At 52.3% G+C, this 14153-nt stretch carries 18 protein-coding genes; 13 read left to right on the top strand and 5 right to left on the bottom strand.

What is annotated here, in order from left to right:
- Positions 1-151 precede the first annotated feature (151 nt).
- Genes J2T37_RS10980 through J2T37_RS10960 form a run of 5 tightly spaced genes read left to right on the top strand, consistent with a single transcriptional unit; the run spans position 152 to position 2175 of the window.
- Positions 152-556 (top strand): NAD-binding protein, encoded by a 405-nt coding sequence (locus tag J2T37_RS10980; protein ID WP_253355882.1) that lies wholly within the window; start codon positions 152-154, stop codon positions 554-556.
- 26 nt (positions 557-582) lie between these two features.
- Positions 583-1053 carry a DMT family transporter gene (locus J2T37_RS10975; RefSeq protein WP_253355879.1) on the top strand — a complete coding sequence of 157 codons (471 nt, stop codon included), beginning with the start codon at positions 583-585 and terminating at the stop codon, positions 1051-1053.
- A gap of 15 nt (positions 1054-1068) precedes the next feature.
- Positions 1069-1281, top strand: coding sequence for a hypothetical protein (locus J2T37_RS10970; protein ID WP_253355877.1), 213 nt, complete (start codon positions 1069-1071; stop codon positions 1279-1281).
- A 33-nt stretch (positions 1282-1314) separates the two neighbouring features.
- Positions 1315-1872, top strand: coding sequence for an NAD(P)H-dependent oxidoreductase (locus J2T37_RS10965; RefSeq protein ID WP_253355875.1), 558 nt, complete (start codon positions 1315-1317; stop codon positions 1870-1872).
- A 9-nt stretch (positions 1873-1881) separates the two neighbouring features.
- Positions 1882-2175: a YciI family protein gene (locus J2T37_RS10960; protein ID WP_253355873.1), complete on the top strand. Its 294-nt coding sequence runs from the start codon at positions 1882-1884 to the stop codon at positions 2173-2175.
- Positions 2176-2268: 93 nt separating this feature from the next.
- Here the strand turns inward: J2T37_RS10960 and J2T37_RS10955 are convergent, their stop codons facing one another.
- A complete protein-coding gene (locus J2T37_RS10955) occupies positions 2269-3177 on the bottom strand; it encodes a LysR family transcriptional regulator (protein ID WP_253355871.1) in 909 nt (302 codons plus the stop codon).
- 90 nt (positions 3178-3267) lie between these two features.
- Here J2T37_RS10955 and J2T37_RS10950 point away from each other — a divergent pair, with 90 nt between their 5' ends.
- A complete protein-coding gene (locus J2T37_RS10950; RefSeq protein ID WP_253355869.1) occupies positions 3268-3723 on the top strand; it encodes a DMT family transporter in 456 nt (151 codons plus the stop codon).
- Between the two features lie 115 nt (positions 3724-3838).
- On the opposite strand, the gene J2T37_RS10945 is transcribed toward J2T37_RS10950, so the two are convergent.
- The 4 genes from J2T37_RS10945 to J2T37_RS10930 all read right to left on the bottom strand — a co-directional run bounded on the left by J2T37_RS10945 (position 3839) and on the right by J2T37_RS10930 (position 7375).
- A complete protein-coding gene (locus tag J2T37_RS10945; protein ID WP_253355867.1) occupies positions 3839-5233 on the bottom strand; it encodes a TonB-dependent receptor in 1395 nt (464 codons plus the stop codon).
- 3 nt (positions 5234-5236) lie between these two features.
- Positions 5237-5566, bottom strand: a complete 330-nt coding sequence (locus J2T37_RS10940) for a TonB-dependent receptor plug domain-containing protein (RefSeq protein ID WP_253355865.1) — start codon at positions 5564-5566, stop codon at positions 5237-5239.
- Positions 5500-5922, bottom strand: coding sequence for a hypothetical protein (locus J2T37_RS10935; RefSeq protein WP_253355863.1), 423 nt, complete (start codon positions 5920-5922; stop codon positions 5500-5502). The genes J2T37_RS10940 and J2T37_RS10935 overlap by 67 nt, the downstream gene beginning before the upstream one ends.
- 67 nt (positions 5923-5989) lie before the next feature.
- A complete protein-coding gene (locus tag J2T37_RS10930; RefSeq protein ID WP_253355861.1) occupies positions 5990-7375 on the bottom strand; it encodes a glucose/sorbosone family PQQ-dependent dehydrogenase in 1386 nt (461 codons plus the stop codon).
- Between the two features lie 362 nt (positions 7376-7737).
- Between J2T37_RS10930 and J2T37_RS10925 the strand changes: the two genes are divergently transcribed.
- The 7 genes from J2T37_RS10925 (at position 7738) to J2T37_RS10895 (ending at position 14059) form a co-directional block, all read left to right on the top strand.
- Positions 7738-8007: a type II toxin-antitoxin system prevent-host-death family antitoxin gene (locus J2T37_RS10925; RefSeq protein WP_253355859.1), complete on the top strand. Its 270-nt coding sequence runs from the start codon at positions 7738-7740 to the stop codon at positions 8005-8007.
- Complete coding sequence (locus J2T37_RS10920) at positions 8007-8426, top strand: type II toxin-antitoxin system VapC family toxin (RefSeq protein WP_253355856.1); 420 nt, start codon at positions 8007-8009, stop codon at positions 8424-8426. The genes J2T37_RS10925 and J2T37_RS10920 overlap by 1 nt, the downstream gene beginning before the upstream one ends.
- A gap of 351 nt (positions 8427-8777) precedes the next feature.
- Positions 8778-9467 (top strand): formylglycine-generating enzyme family protein, encoded by a 690-nt coding sequence (locus tag J2T37_RS10915; protein WP_253355854.1) that lies wholly within the window; start codon positions 8778-8780, stop codon positions 9465-9467.
- A gap of 226 nt (positions 9468-9693) precedes the next feature.
- Complete coding sequence (locus J2T37_RS10910; protein WP_253355852.1) at positions 9694-10506, top strand: SDR family oxidoreductase; 813 nt, start codon at positions 9694-9696, stop codon at positions 10504-10506.
- A gap of 196 nt (positions 10507-10702) precedes the next feature.
- Positions 10703-11140, top strand: coding sequence for a nuclear transport factor 2 family protein (locus J2T37_RS10905; protein ID WP_253355850.1), 438 nt, complete (start codon positions 10703-10705; stop codon positions 11138-11140).
- 27 nt (positions 11141-11167) lie between these two features.
- Positions 11168-13075, top strand: a complete 1908-nt coding sequence (locus J2T37_RS10900; protein ID WP_253355848.1) for a CocE/NonD family hydrolase — start codon at positions 11168-11170, stop codon at positions 13073-13075.
- Between the two features lie 210 nt (positions 13076-13285).
- Positions 13286-14059 (top strand): NADPH-dependent F420 reductase, encoded by a 774-nt coding sequence (locus tag J2T37_RS10895; protein WP_253355846.1) that lies wholly within the window; start codon positions 13286-13288, stop codon positions 14057-14059.
- Positions 14060-14153: the final 94 nt, after the last annotated feature.

The raw sequence follows: 14153 nt of genomic DNA, 5'->3' as shown, positions 1-14153 counted from the left end.
TGTTTTGCTTATAAGGGCTCAGTCGACTTTTTTTCATGGGATTTATTCTAAATGATTTTGAATAAATCTAGTTATCTAGTACAGCCCCTTAATTTATTTGGTCGGCGGCGAGCAGCCGGCTTTTGAGCGTGTTCGTCCGATTTTGAATGTAATGGGCAAAACCGCTGATCATGTGATTGGTGTGTTGGGCAGCGCAGCACTGACCAAATTGTGTACCAATACGCTGATGGGCGTGCAGGTAGCCGTCATTGCGGAATTGATTGCCATGTTACAACGCAACGGCGCAGACGTTGAGCAAACCCTGCAAGCCCTCTCCACAACACCGGCTTGGAGCACAATTTTGCAACGCAATAGTGAATCCATTATCCATCAAAATTTCACACCACAATTCCCGGTTGAGCTGTTGGAAAAAGACTTTAGCTACACTTTACAAAGTGTGGGCGATACTAGAAAAGCACCGGTAATCAATGCTGCCCGCGAAGCCTTTAAAGCCGCCATTACCGAAGGTTTGGGCCGTGAACAGATGAGCGCGGTGTACAAACGCTATACCGCTTAATGATTCAAAACAAGGAGTAAAAAAAAATGAACCTGATTTATTTCGTCATCGCATTGGCAGGTGGGGTTGGGTTGGCTTTTCAGGCAGCAATTAACAGCCGTTTGGCGGCCGGTATCGGCAGCCAACCTTTGATGGGCGCATTTTTCTCATTTGCCGTGGGTGCAATATTTTTAGGCTTAATCAGTCTGTTTCAAGGCAACTGGAACGCAGTAGCCGCAGGTATCGGCCAAATCTCATGGTGGAAATGGTTGGGCGGCATTTTAGGCGGCACTTTTGTCTTTATCTCCACTTTTCTCGCCCCAAAAATTGGCCTGACCAATATGGCGTTTCTATTTATCCTCGGCCAGCTTACCGCCGGTTTGTTTATCGACGGCTTCGGCTTGGCGCAAATGCCCATTCGCGAGATTTTTTGGTGGAAATATCTAGGGCTGGGTGTCATGTTGGTTGGACTGACATTTTTTATGTTTGGCGACAAAATCAGCGAGCTGTTTCATTAAAACAAGGAGTAAACCATGTTAAAACTTATCTTTATCGCACCAGCCTTTACCGACTGTACTCCCGAACAATTGGATAGTGTGATTGACATCCTGTCTGAACAACCTAAATTGATTACACAAATCCGTGGTTTTGCAGTAGCGAGAAACGCCGGTTTGTCTGGAGAACAACCAGGCGTTGATAGAGATATTCCTTTTAACGTCTTTATCTCTGCAATCAAGCGGCTATAATAGCCACATCAACTGACAAACAAGGACAACACCATGAGCAATATTTTAATCGTCTCCGGACACACCGACCTGAACAACTCTTTCGCCAATAAAATCATTTTGGAAAAATTGGAAAAAGATTTGCCTAACGCCGAATTTGACTACTTGGACAAACTCTATCCCAACTACCAATTCGACGTCGCCGCCGAGCAAGCCAAGCTGGTGAACGCCGACATTATCGTGCTGCAATTCCCGATTTTCTGGTACGCCGTGCCAAGCTTGATAAAAAAATGGATTGAAGACGTGTTTGTACACGGTTTCTCCCACGGCTCTACGGGCAACAAACTGCACGGCAAAAAAATCGTCGCCTCGTTCACCACCGGCGCGCCGGAAGAAATGTACGTGGAAGGCGGCATTCAAGGCTACCCGATTGAAGCTTTTTTACCGCCGCTGAAACAAACCGCCAAACTCACCGGCTTGGAATGGGCAGGCCACGTTTACACCGGAGGCGTGTCCTACACCAGCCGCAGCGACGAAAGCAAACTGGCGGCCATGAAAGCCAAATCCGAAGCCCACGCCGACCGTTTGGTCAAACTGTTAAACATCCTGTAAGGAGCCGCTATGTATTTGATTAATATCACCGTAAACGACGACGTAACCGAAGCGCAGCAGGCGGAAATGTTCCCCAAACACGCTGCTTGGTTTAAAAAGCATTTTGAGGCGGGCAACTTCCTCTTGCTCGGCTCGTTTATCGACACCGAAAAACACAATGGCATGATTATCGCCCACGCCGACAGCCGCGAAGCGTTGGAAGCGATTTTAAACGAAGACTGCTACTACCCGAATTTCGCCCGATACGAAATCCGCGAATTTGCCCCGAAAATGGCGGGGGATTTGAGCAAGTTTATCGGCTAAAAGTGCGGTCAAATTTGCAGAATTTTACCCCGCTTGTAAAAGCAAAATGCCGTCGGAAACCGCCCTTTCCGACGGCATTTGCTTATGCGCCCGTTAATCTTCCCCTAGGGCAAACAAGCCCGCTACTTGTTCACGTAGCCATGTCAATCCCTTGTCCTGCGTGCGGCGGCTGTGCCACAGTTGCAAATAGGGAATAGCGGGCAGCTTGAGCGGCGGCGGGAAGGTGTGCAGCTGCGGGTGATGTTGGAGTTTGTCCGCCATTTTGCTGGAGACGGTCAGCAGCAAATCCGTACCCGCCAACAAATCCAACGCCGCATTCCAATGCGGGGAGACCAGTTGGCGGTTCAGGCTGAGATTCTGCTGCAACAAGGCTTTTTCCAGCTCTTCATTGGCTTGCGGCTGCAGCGACAGCACAATATGCGGCAGTGCAGCCCATTGGGTGGTATCGCAATGCTGATAGCAGTTGCTACGGTCGGTGATGCAGACAAATTGCTCGTCAAACAGCCATTGCGATTGAATGTCATGCGGAATGTCGCCCAGCACCCCAAAAGCCAAATCAATTTCTCCGTCCATCAGCTGGTTTAGCAGGCTCTCTCTGCTCGGCGGCTGGTTGATAACAAGGCGGATATTCGGTGCGTGGCGGCGTAACCGTCGCAGCAGCGGCGACAAAATCACGCTGGCGGCGTAATCGGACATCGCAATGCGAAAAGTGCGTTCGCATTCGGCAGGGCTGAAAGGCTCGCCGCCAAGCAATCGGTCAAGGTCGGCAAGCAGCTGTGCCAAAGGAGCTTGCAGGCCGTCGGCAAAGGAGGTCAGCTGCATTTTGCCGTTTTGTCGCACCAGCAGCGGGTCGTTAAACTGTTCCCGCAGTTGGGCAAGCGCATGACTCAGTGCCGGCTGGCTTTTAAACAAGCGTTCGGCACTGCGGCTGACGTGCCTTTCTTCTAGCAGCACCTGCAAAACAGGCAGCAGATTCAAATCAAGGCGGTTTATAGTATTCATAATATGAATAATACCCATCTAAAAAACGAATTTCTATTATTGCAAAAAATAATTATAATTGCCACATCAAATCTTTGAGAGGAAAAAACCATGTTGAAATTAGTATTGGCGGCGGTTGCCGTGGGCATGCTGATGCCGATTCAGGCACCGATGAATGCGGTCTTGGCCAAAGCGGTAGGACACCCGCTGTGGTCAACGCTGGTGTCATTGACGGTCAGTTTTTTGTTGGTGGTGCCGCTATTGCTGCTGTTTAAAGTCAATGCGCCCAATCTGCAATCCGTCGGTGCGCTGCCTTGGTGGGCGTGGTTCGGCGGTTTGAGCGGCGCGGTATTTGTCGCCAGTGCGGTGATACTGGCACCCAAAATGGGCATCGGCAACTTTACCGTACTCATCATTGCAGGGCAGGTGTTCGGCGCGCTTTTGCTCGATCATTTCGGCCTGTTCCATTTGGAAGTCAAGCCCGTCAATCTGACCAAAATCATCGGTGCGGCCGTGGTGGTAGCGGGCATTTTGCTGGTGCAATACGGCAACAAATCCGTTGCATAGTATTCAAAGCACGGTCGGTTTTACAAAAATTTTAAGGCCGTCTGAACGGGCGCAACAGAAATCTTTGATTTCGTTTTCACTCCCGTTCAGACGGCCTTTTTCTGCCAGTCCGTTTTTAAAAACGATACGACACGTTCAGTCCGAAGGTGTAGTTGCGCGGCAGGGAGGGTTCGTAATAGCGGCCGTTGTTGTCGTTGAGGATAACAGTAGCGGCGTAGTCGCGGTCGAACAGGTTGTCCACGCGGGCGGTGGCGTCGATGACCCAGTGGTTTTTCTGCCAACGGTAGCCCATATAGGCGCCGACGGTGGTGTAGCTCGGGGCGTATTCGCTGTTGGCGTTGTCCACATAAACCTTATCCGAATACTGGATGTCGAAGCCGCCGCGCAAGCCCTGCTGCGGCTGCCAGCCGAGGGCGGCATAGGCGGTTTGTCGCGCGATGCCCGGAATGCGGCGGCCTTTGACAATGCTGCCGTTGCTTTCGTCAAACTTGGCGTCGATGTAGTTGTAACTGAGGGTCAGGTTCAAATCCTTGTAGAGCTTGCCCTGCCAGCCCAGCTCGAAGCCCTGCCGTTTGGTTTTGCCTGCGTTGCGGTAGGTGGCGCGGCCGTCCACCGTGCCGGCGGACACGATGTCGTTGTCGGTATCGGTGCGGTAGAGGGCGGCGGTGAGCAGGCCGCCGAGCAGCCGGTGTTTCACGCCCGCTTCGTAGTTGTGGCTGGTCAGCGGTTGCAAGGCGAAATTCAAGCCGCCGACGCCGTCGGGACGGTACGACATTTCCAGCAGGGTGGCGGTTTCAAAACCACGGCTGTACGCGGCGTACAGGCTGGTTTGCGGGGCAAGGCGGTAGCTGACGCCCGCCGACGGCAGCCATTGGTGGTAACGGGCTTTGCCGCTGTCGTCGCCGTTGCTCAGATAATGGTCTTTGGAACGGAACTGTACCGTGCTGTAACGCAGGCCGCCGTCGAACGTCCATTTTTCAGACGGCCTCCATTGCAGCTGCATATAGGGGTCGAGATTGAAAATGCGGTTGTCTTCGTCGCGGCGCAAATTGCCTCTCACGCCCAAATTCGAGCCGACGAAGTTTTCGTAGCCTTGGCGGTCTTCGCGCACTTCGTCATAGTTCACGCCGAGGCTGTATTTCAGGGTTTGCGCATCATTTTGATACTGCCAGCGGCTATCCAGCCCGTAATAGGTGCGGGTCAGGTCGATAACGCCGCCCGCATGACCGCTGCTGCGGGTTTGCGTGGCTCGTGGAATCGCCAGATACTGCTTGTTGTGGCGTTGACCCACATAGCCGGACAGTAACAGGCTGTGGTTGGGATTAAGCTGCTGCGTGTAGGTCAGCCCGAGCTGGCTTTGTTTGATGTCTTTGCGGGCATTGTATTGGGTGATGGTGGCGGCGTTTTGGCGGCGGTTTTGCGCCCATTGCGCTCTGCTCAACGCGCCCGGGTCTTGCGCCTTGATGTCCACATGGTTGAACACCAGTTTCAATTCCGCATCGTTGGCCAAATCCTAGGTCAGTTTCATATTCGCCTGATTTTTACGCGCACCGGAATGGTCGCGGTAGCCTTCCGTGGTAAAACGGTTGGCGCTGACCACATATTCGCGCAGGCTGCCCGATTCCGTCATACCGGAGGCTTTTACGCCGTAATGGTAGCTGCCGTAGGAGCCGAAGCCGCTGTCAACGGAAATTTGCGGCGGATAAGCGCCGCCTTCCGTTTCCATCAAAATAGCGCCGGAGGAAGAATTGCCGTAGAGCGAGGAAAACGGCCCTTTCAACACTTCCACGCGGCCGAGGGAATTGATGTCGATATTGCTCGTCGCGCCTTGGCCGTCGGGCATGGTGGCGGGAATGCCGTCCACATACAGCGCACGCCGCGCACGCCGGCACGGGAGCCGCGCGAAGAAAGCTGCAAATCCTGCGCATAATTGTTGCGGTTTTCAATGGTCAGCCCCAGAATGCCTTTGAGCACTTCGGTCAGGTTGACCCCCAGCCCGCCCTGCGCTTTTTTCTTGTCGGCGTTGACCACCGAAACCGAGGCGGGCGTATCCAGCAGGCGGGTGGACGTGCGAGTGGCGGTGACCACGATTTCGTCCAGTTCGGCGGCGGGTGCGTCGGCAGCGGCCTCACCGGTTTGCGCATAGGCCGTCTGAAAAGCCGCCAGCACCGCCAATGTGCTCAGCTTCAATTTCATCATAACATCACCTTTGGAATCTAAAGAAAACCGCCCTGAAAAGAGCGGTCGTTTTTTCTGATTTTTTTAATTATTGGGCGATGGTAAATTCCAGAATCGAACCCGGATTTTCCAGCTTGTCGGTCACTTTGCCCTCTTTGCCGATGACATTGCCGCGCACATCCGTCGCTACATAGATTTTGCTGCCGTCCGCATTCGGCACGGCGTTGCGGTAGCGGTTTTGCGAATGCAGATACACGCGCACATCACCCTGCACGTTGTCTTTCGCCGAATTCAGCGGCAACACGTACAAAGCGCCGTTTTTCAGGGAGGACACAATCAGCGAATTGCGCCAGTAGGCGTTTTTGCCGTTTTCAGGGTAATAGTTGATGCTGGCCGGAGAAATGGTCGGCCAGCAGATATAAGTGCTTGTCGAACAAGCCGGATCGGTAAAATTATAGCCTTCGCGCACGGTAAAGAAGGTTTTGAGCGGATTGACCTGTTTGCCTTTCCAATCGGTTTCTTTTTGCGGTTTCACGTCCGTCACTTCGCCGTCTTTCGGGCGCTGTTTGGATTTGGAATGGTTGATGTAGGCATAAGCCTGGTTATCCACAAAACCGGCCACATGCGGCCAGCCGTAGTTGCCGCCGGCTTGCAGAATATTGATTTCGTCATCGCTGCTCGGGCCTTGTTCGGAAGAGAACAATCTGCCGTTGACCACCACCAAACCTTGCGGATTGCGGTGGCCGTAGGTGAAGATATGGCTTTTCACGCCGTTGATGACCGGGTTGTCCGCCGGAATCGAACCGTCTTTATTCATGCGCAGGGTTTTGCCCAAATACAGGGAATAATCTTTGTTGGCGATTTGTTCGGCGGTCGGCAGATATTGCGCTTTATTTTGCTGATACAGGTGTGTGCCTTGGTTGCGGCCGTTTTCACCGATGGTGTAATGCAGTTTGCCGTCCGCCGCAAAGCGCACGCGTCCGCCGTTGTGGTCGTCGTCCGCCGGTAATTTTTCCATCAGCGTCACCGGATTGCCTGCGGTTTGAGTGGCGGGATCGTAGGTCAGGCGGATGATTTTGGCGTGTTCTCGGCCGTTGTCTTTATAGGTGTAAGCGGTGTAGAGATAATGGTTTTGCGCAAAATCAGGGTCGAAAGTAAAACCGAGCAAGCCTTCGTGTTGCGAGCCGGTAAAGATTTCGTCGATTTTCACCACCACTTTTTTGCTGCCATCTTGCACATTCACGCGGGTAAGCTGCTTGCCCTCGCGCTCCGTTACCCATAGATAGCCGTCGTCACCAAACTGCATGTCCCAAGGCGCCTGCAGGCCGGTAGTCAGCACTTTGGCGGAAAATTGCTCGATATTTACCGCTTGATTTGCGGCCGGATTTGCGGCTTCCTTCGGCGCGGAAGTTTGCGCACAGGCCGCACCGCCTAAAACGCTGAGCACAGCCACGGCAGTCAATAATTTTTTCATAAGTATATCCTCCTTAATTTTGGGTAATAAAAACGGGACGGAACAATCCATCGTCTCCGTCTCAAGAAATATTAAGAAGAGTATATAACGAAAAAGTTTGTGGAAAAACCCGTTAAACCGAACAAGAGCTTTTCACAATAGTAAACAATCTGCGCTATTTTATGCTTTTTGTATTTAAATCCGAATCAATGTGAACCGCTTGGCGCAAGCGGACACGCCCCGTTTCTGTGGATAAACAGGTCGTCTGAAAAATAAAAAGTGCGGTCGGTTTTAGGAAAATTTTCAGACGGCCTTTCCCCTTGCACTGCGTCGCCCAATGTATTAACATATATACAACTTCAAGCCAGCAGAGGAGAACCGCCATGCAAACCATGACCAGCCGCGAATTCAACCAGCGCACCAATGAAGCGCAAAAGGCCGCGCGCCGTGCGCCGCTCTTGATTACCCAGCGCGGCGAACCGGATTTGGTGGTGATGAGTTATCAGGAATATCAGAAAATCGCCGACAAGCCGAAAACGCTGTTGGAAGTCTTCCAGCAAGCCGACCCCGAACTGTTGGCAGCGGTGGCGGATATTGAATTGGAAATTCCGCTCCGCTCTACCGCGCAACGCCGACCGGTGGAGTTTGACTGATGTATTTACTTGATACCAACATCATCAGCGAAATGCGCAAAGTGGCCATCGGCAGAGGCAATCCGAATGTCGCCGCTTGGGTGTCCGAGCAAAACGGCGAATTTTTTTATCTGTCCGCCATCGTCTTAATGGAGCTTGAGCGCGGCGCATTGGGCATGGAGCGTAAAGACTCGGCGCAAGGCCGGATATTACGGACTTGGTTGGAGCAGATTGTCAAAAAAGAGTTCAAAACCCGCATTCTGCCCGTGGATGCCGCCACCGCCGAAATCTGCGCCAAGCTGCACGTCCCCGACCGCAGCCCGGAAAACGATGCCTGGATTGCCGTCCAAGCCATCCAGCACGGCTTGACCCTGATTACGCGCAACGAAAAGGATTTTACCGATTTAGGCGTGCAGGTATTCAACCCGTTTGGTGCGTAATCATCATATTTTAATATTGAAATAAAATTCATCCGAAAGGCCGTCTGAACGGCGTGACAGAAATCTTTGATTTCGTTTTCACACCCGTTCAGACGGCCTTTTTATCTCTTGATTCAGAAAATATATTTCTAAACCCTATCAAAATTACACTATTTATCCGCCTAATCCGTTTTCCTATAATGCACCCATCGAAACAAAACAGCACAAAGGAAAACCATCATGAAAAAATCGCTAACCACCCTGCTGGCATTGAGCCTGACCGCCTGTATGCCGTCTGAAAGCCAATCGGCGCCGCAACCGCCTGCATAGGTAAAAACCGCCGATTTCAAACATGTCACCAACCCGCTCGGCATGACTTTTATCCAAATTCCCGCAGGCAGCTATTTGATGGGTTCGAGTGAAGCGGATGCGGATGCGCGTGAAAAGCCGCAGCATTTGGAAAAAATCGACCGCGCTTTTTATATCGGTCAATACGAAGTTACCCAAGGCGATTGGCGCAAGGTGATGAACGAAGGTGCGTTTGACCGCGACCGCTCCAACCCGTATTACCGCTTGCCGGGCATGGCAAAACGCATTACCCGCGACAACCACCCCGCCACGGTTTCCTGGAACGACGCGCAGGAATTTATTGCCAAATTAAATGCGCTTGACCCGCAACACCGCTACCGCTTGCCGACAGAGGCGGAATGGGAATACGTTGCCCGCGCCGGTACGACTACGCGTTATTTCTTCGGCGATTCCGACCGCACTTTGGGCGATTACGCGTGGTACGGCGAAAACTTCGCCACAGGCGGCAGCCACCCTGTAGGCAGCAAACAGCCGAACCCGTGGGGCGTGTACGACATCTACGGCAATGCGTGGGAATGGGTACAGGATAGCTACCGCCCGACTTACGATTCCGCCGCCACCGAACAAAAAACCGTGCGCGGCGGCAGTTGGCATAATACCGCCGACGGCTGGCACAGCGCGTGGCGCAAACCTTATGACGCCGACTATCGCGGCATCAGCGTGGGCTTCCGTCTGGTGATGGAAGACAAATAAAAGTGCGGTCGGTTTTTGGAAAGTTTTTGTCCGTTTGCTCACCCCTGCGGGGGCGCTGCTGACGCAACGCTCAAAAGCCTGCAGCTTTTTTCAGACGGCATAGACCGCTAATTAAGAAAAAAATTTGATAAGTGCTAGAAAAATTCAGCTATTTTTAAACCAGATGAAACAGCCTATAATGCGCTTCATCGAAACAAAACATTAATCCAACAGAAGGAAAATCAAAATGAACAAAAAAGTTACCGTTGTAATCGGATCCGGCTCAATCGCCATTACCATCGCCCGCCGCGTGAGTGTGGGCAACCACGTTTTAGTTGCCGACATCCGTCAGGAAAATGCCGAAGCCGCAGCCAAAACCTTGCGTGAAGCGGGTTTTGAATGCTCCACCGCACAAGTGGATGTTGCCAGCCGCGAATCCGTGCAAGCCTTGGCCGACCAAGCCGCAAAATTAGGCGATGTATACCGCATCATCAACACCGCCGGCCGTTCGCCGTCGCAAGCCAGCCCCGCTGATATTTTGAAAGCGGATTTATACGGCACGGCGTTGGTATTGGATATTTTCGGCGAAATCGTTGCTGAAGGCGGCTCTGCGCTGATGACCGGTTCGCAATCCGCTTTCCGCTTAGAACCGTTGAGCGCTGAAGACATCAAAGCCTTGGCCATTACGCCGACAGAAGAATTATTGGATTTGCCGATTGTGAAAGCCATCGACGACAGCCTGCGCGCCTATCAAATCTCCAAACGCTGCAACGCCTTACGCGTACAAGCCCAAGCAGTGTGCTGGGGCGACAGAGGCGCGCGCGTCAACTGCATCAGCCCGGGCATTATTTTCACCCCGCTTGCTTTAGATGAACTGACCAGCGAAACCCGCGGCGAATTCTACCGCAATATGCTGGCTTCCATTCCCGCACGTCGCGGCGGCAGCCCGGACGAAGTGGCCGAACTCGCCGCCGTAATGATGAACAGCGGCTACATCACCGGCTCCGATTTCTTAATCGACGGCGGTGCAACAGCCAAATTTTGGTATGGCGAAGTGTAAAAGCGCGGTCAGATTTTTAAAAGTTTTTTGACAGAGTAATGCCGTCTGAAAATTAAATGTTCAGACGGCATTTTTATACCCTAAATTCAGAAAAAAATTTTATAAACGTTAGAAAATTTACCCTATTTATCCGATAAAACAGAATTTATATAATACGCCTCATCAACTGAACATCAACCTTTAGAAGGAAAACACAATGAACGTGCAACAAATCCAAGACCGTTTCGATATCAAATATGTCGTCGATCATTTCTCTAATCTGGCGGATGAGAAAAATGTCGCCGACCAACTGCCCTTGTTCACCGAAGATGCGGTGGTAGAAACCTATATCGACGGTGAATTGTTCGCCAGCGCCAACGGGCGTGAAGCCATCGGCAAAGTCTTTAGCGATTATTTGGCGCTGTTTGACAAGGTGTATCACTTAAACGGCCAGCAAACCGTGGAATTAAACGGCGACAGCGCCGAGGGTGTCAGCTATTGCCAAGTGGCGTTGACCCATGAAAAAGACGGCAAACCGATGATGCTTTCCCACTATGTGCGCTACAACGACAGCTACCGCCGCGTAAACGGTCAATGGCTGATTGCCAAACGCGTGGCGCACTTCTTAATCAGCGAAGACCGCGTAATGGGCTAAAATCATTCTCAAAATGGACAAAACCTTATGAAACAGTTAATTAAAATCAGCCTACTCGGCATGGCGTTGGCTACAACATTCACCGCTCATGCGGCGGCAACGCAAACTTATCAAGTGCAAACCGCGCTAGAGGCCACCCAAGTGGAATATCCGCAAGGCTGGCGCATGCCTGCCGCCCGTTATGGTGCCGAAATCGTCAAAAACGTGAAAATCACCATGGACGACGGCGTGAAATTGGATGCGGATATTGCTTACCCTACCGACCTTGCCAACGGCAAACGGGCGGCAGGTAATTTCCCTGTCATTGTGGAGCATATGCCTTATGAACGCTTCGGCGCAGTGATTCCGGTCAACAGTTTCTTTGCCGAACACGGTTATATTTCCATGAAAGTGCGGGCGCGCGGCACGGGTAAATCCGAGGGCGAAATCAATTTCTTAGGTAAGCGCGACGGCGAAGACGGTAAAAACATTATCGACTGGGCAGGCAGCAAATTGCAGGGTTCAGACGGCAAAGTAGCGCTTATCGGCTGCTCGTGGCCGGGCGCGATTGCTTTGAATGATGCGGCTTATGCGGGTAAAAATTCGCCGCTGAAAGCGGTGATTGCCGCCTGCTCGGGGCTGGAAAATATGTCGCGCCAATCTTGGCTCAATGCCGGTATGCCGCCCCAAAGTTTCTGGCTGTTTGACGCATTCGGGCAAAATCTGACCGGCGACACTGCTGCGGGCGGACGTTTCTTTAACGCCCTAACCCAAGATGTGCTAAGCGGTAAAGACCAAGGATTGGCGGGCGGCGACTACTGGCGCGAACGCGGCAGCGCTAAATTGGCGGAAAATATCGTTGTCAACGATGTACCCGTCTTGTTGTGGGCGGGCTGGAAAGGCGTGGTAGAAATGGGCGCGGTGCGTGCTTATCAAGCCTTGCAAAACGCCTATGCCGGACGCGATGTGTTTGCGCCGATGTCGTCAAACCAACCAACTTCGCCCAAATGGCAACTGATTATGGGCGGCTGGGATCACGGTCAGGGGCTGGATATGGGCTTGGCACTGGAATGGTTCAACACTTGGGTGAAAGGCGAAAACACCGGTCTGCAAAACACCCAAACACCGATGCACGTATTTGAACGCGGTACCGACCGTTGGCTGAATCTGAAAGGCTTTGAGCAAGTGGAGGCGACCCAATGGCAACTGGCAAGCGGTTCATTATCGCTCAAAAACAGCCAAAGCGGCAGCGACACCCTGCGTTATGCCCAGCCGAGCGATAACGACGGCACATTAAGCTACTTAAGTCTGCCGCTCAAAGACGGCGCGACCTTATCCGGCGGGATAACGGCGACCATTTACGCCAAATCCTCCAATCAAAATATGCTGTTAATCGGCCGCTTGTATGACGTTGCGCCGAACGGCACGGAAACCCTGATTAGCCGCGGTGCGGTGCTCGGCAGCCAGCATGAATTGGACGAGGCAAAAAGCTGGAAAGATAGCCAAGGCGTGATCACGTGGGCATGGCCGAAATTGGACAAAGAAACCCTACTCGAACCGAACAGCACTTACCGCTTTGATCTGGCATTATCACCGCGTCAATGGGGCGTACAGCCGAACCACCGCTTGCGTTTTGAGCTGACCACGCAAACGCCTGAAGCGCGTTGTCCGAAACAAGGTGCCATGCCGAAAAACGACACCGAACCTTGCCGTCTGACTAAGGCGCAAGAAGCCAGTATCCCGGGCGGTGTTTATACCGTTTTATACGGCAAAGACACCCCGAGCAGCCTGAATCTGCCGCAACTGCCGTATAAAACGTTTGCCGGCGTCAAAGAAGGTAAACTGGGCTTGCTTTGGAACGAAAGCCTGCGTCGTATTGAAAAAGGCGACAGCGCTGCGGTGGAAGACAACCTCCTGCCGATGGATACCAACGTTACCCATCCGCTGGTGTGGTAAAAGCGTTGAGCACGACAATGCCGTCTGAAAAAGTTTTCAGACGGCATTTTGTTATAAAAACTTGCCAAAAACCCACCGTACTTTCAGACGGCATTTTTCTATTTATATTAAGAAATTTTCTTTCTAAACCTTATCAAAAATTCCCTATTTTTCTTTTAAGTCATTTCGCCGAAAATAGCTGCATCAAACAACGAAAAGGAGAGCTAAAAAATGGCATTTACCCGTAGAAACCTAATTAAAACCCTGATGGCGGGGGCAGCTCTGGCAGCATTGCCGGCTTGCGGTCAAACGCAAAGCGGCGCTAATACCGGTATACAATCTTCCTCTGCGCCGTCGGCGCAACAAGGCGGCAAACCGCGTTTGGCGGTAGTGGGCGGCTGGCAGGCAACCACCATCGGCAGCCGTTGGGTAAACAGCGATTATGAAGTGATGTTCGCCTCGCGCGATTTGGACAACGTGTGCCGCCGTATGCAGCAATACGGCGTGGCGGACAATCCGCTGGCACACGCCGGTTCGGTGGAGGAAGCGACCAAGTTCGGCGATATTGTGCTGTTTGCCGTTCCTTATGAATCGTTGGCGCAAATCAACCGCGATTTCGGCGCCAACCTGCGCGGCAAGATTGTGATTGACTCCAGCAACCCGTCCGGCGGCAGCGAAATGGAACGGCGCGGCTTCGCCTTGGGCAGCATAGGCTTGCTGACCGCGCAGTTATTGCCGAACACCCGTTTGGTACGCGCGTTCAGCTCGGTGGATGCCACCCAAATCGAGGCCTCTTCCGAACGTTCAAACAATAAATTGGGCGTGCCGCTGGCTTCCGACGATCAAGCGGCATTGCAGCAAGTCGCAGCCTTGGTGACGGCGGCGGGCTGCGAACCGGTCATCACCGGCAACCTTGCCAGCTCCGCCAAATTCCAACGCGGCAGTGCGGCGTTCCGCAATCATAAAACCGCCGCCGAAATACGTCGGGTCATGAACCTGCATTAATTTTGGGGCTGTACTAGATAACTAGATTTATTCAAAATCATTTAGAATAAATCCCATGAAAAAAAGTCGACTGAGCCCTTATAAGCAAAACAAG

This window comes from Neisseria perflava (genome assembly GCF_024170405.1).
GTDB lineage: Bacteria > Pseudomonadota > Gammaproteobacteria > Burkholderiales > Neisseriaceae > Neisseria > Neisseria perflava_B.
Note: the sequence above shows the minus strand (reverse complement) of the source record. Positions and strands in the feature narration are given on the sequence as shown.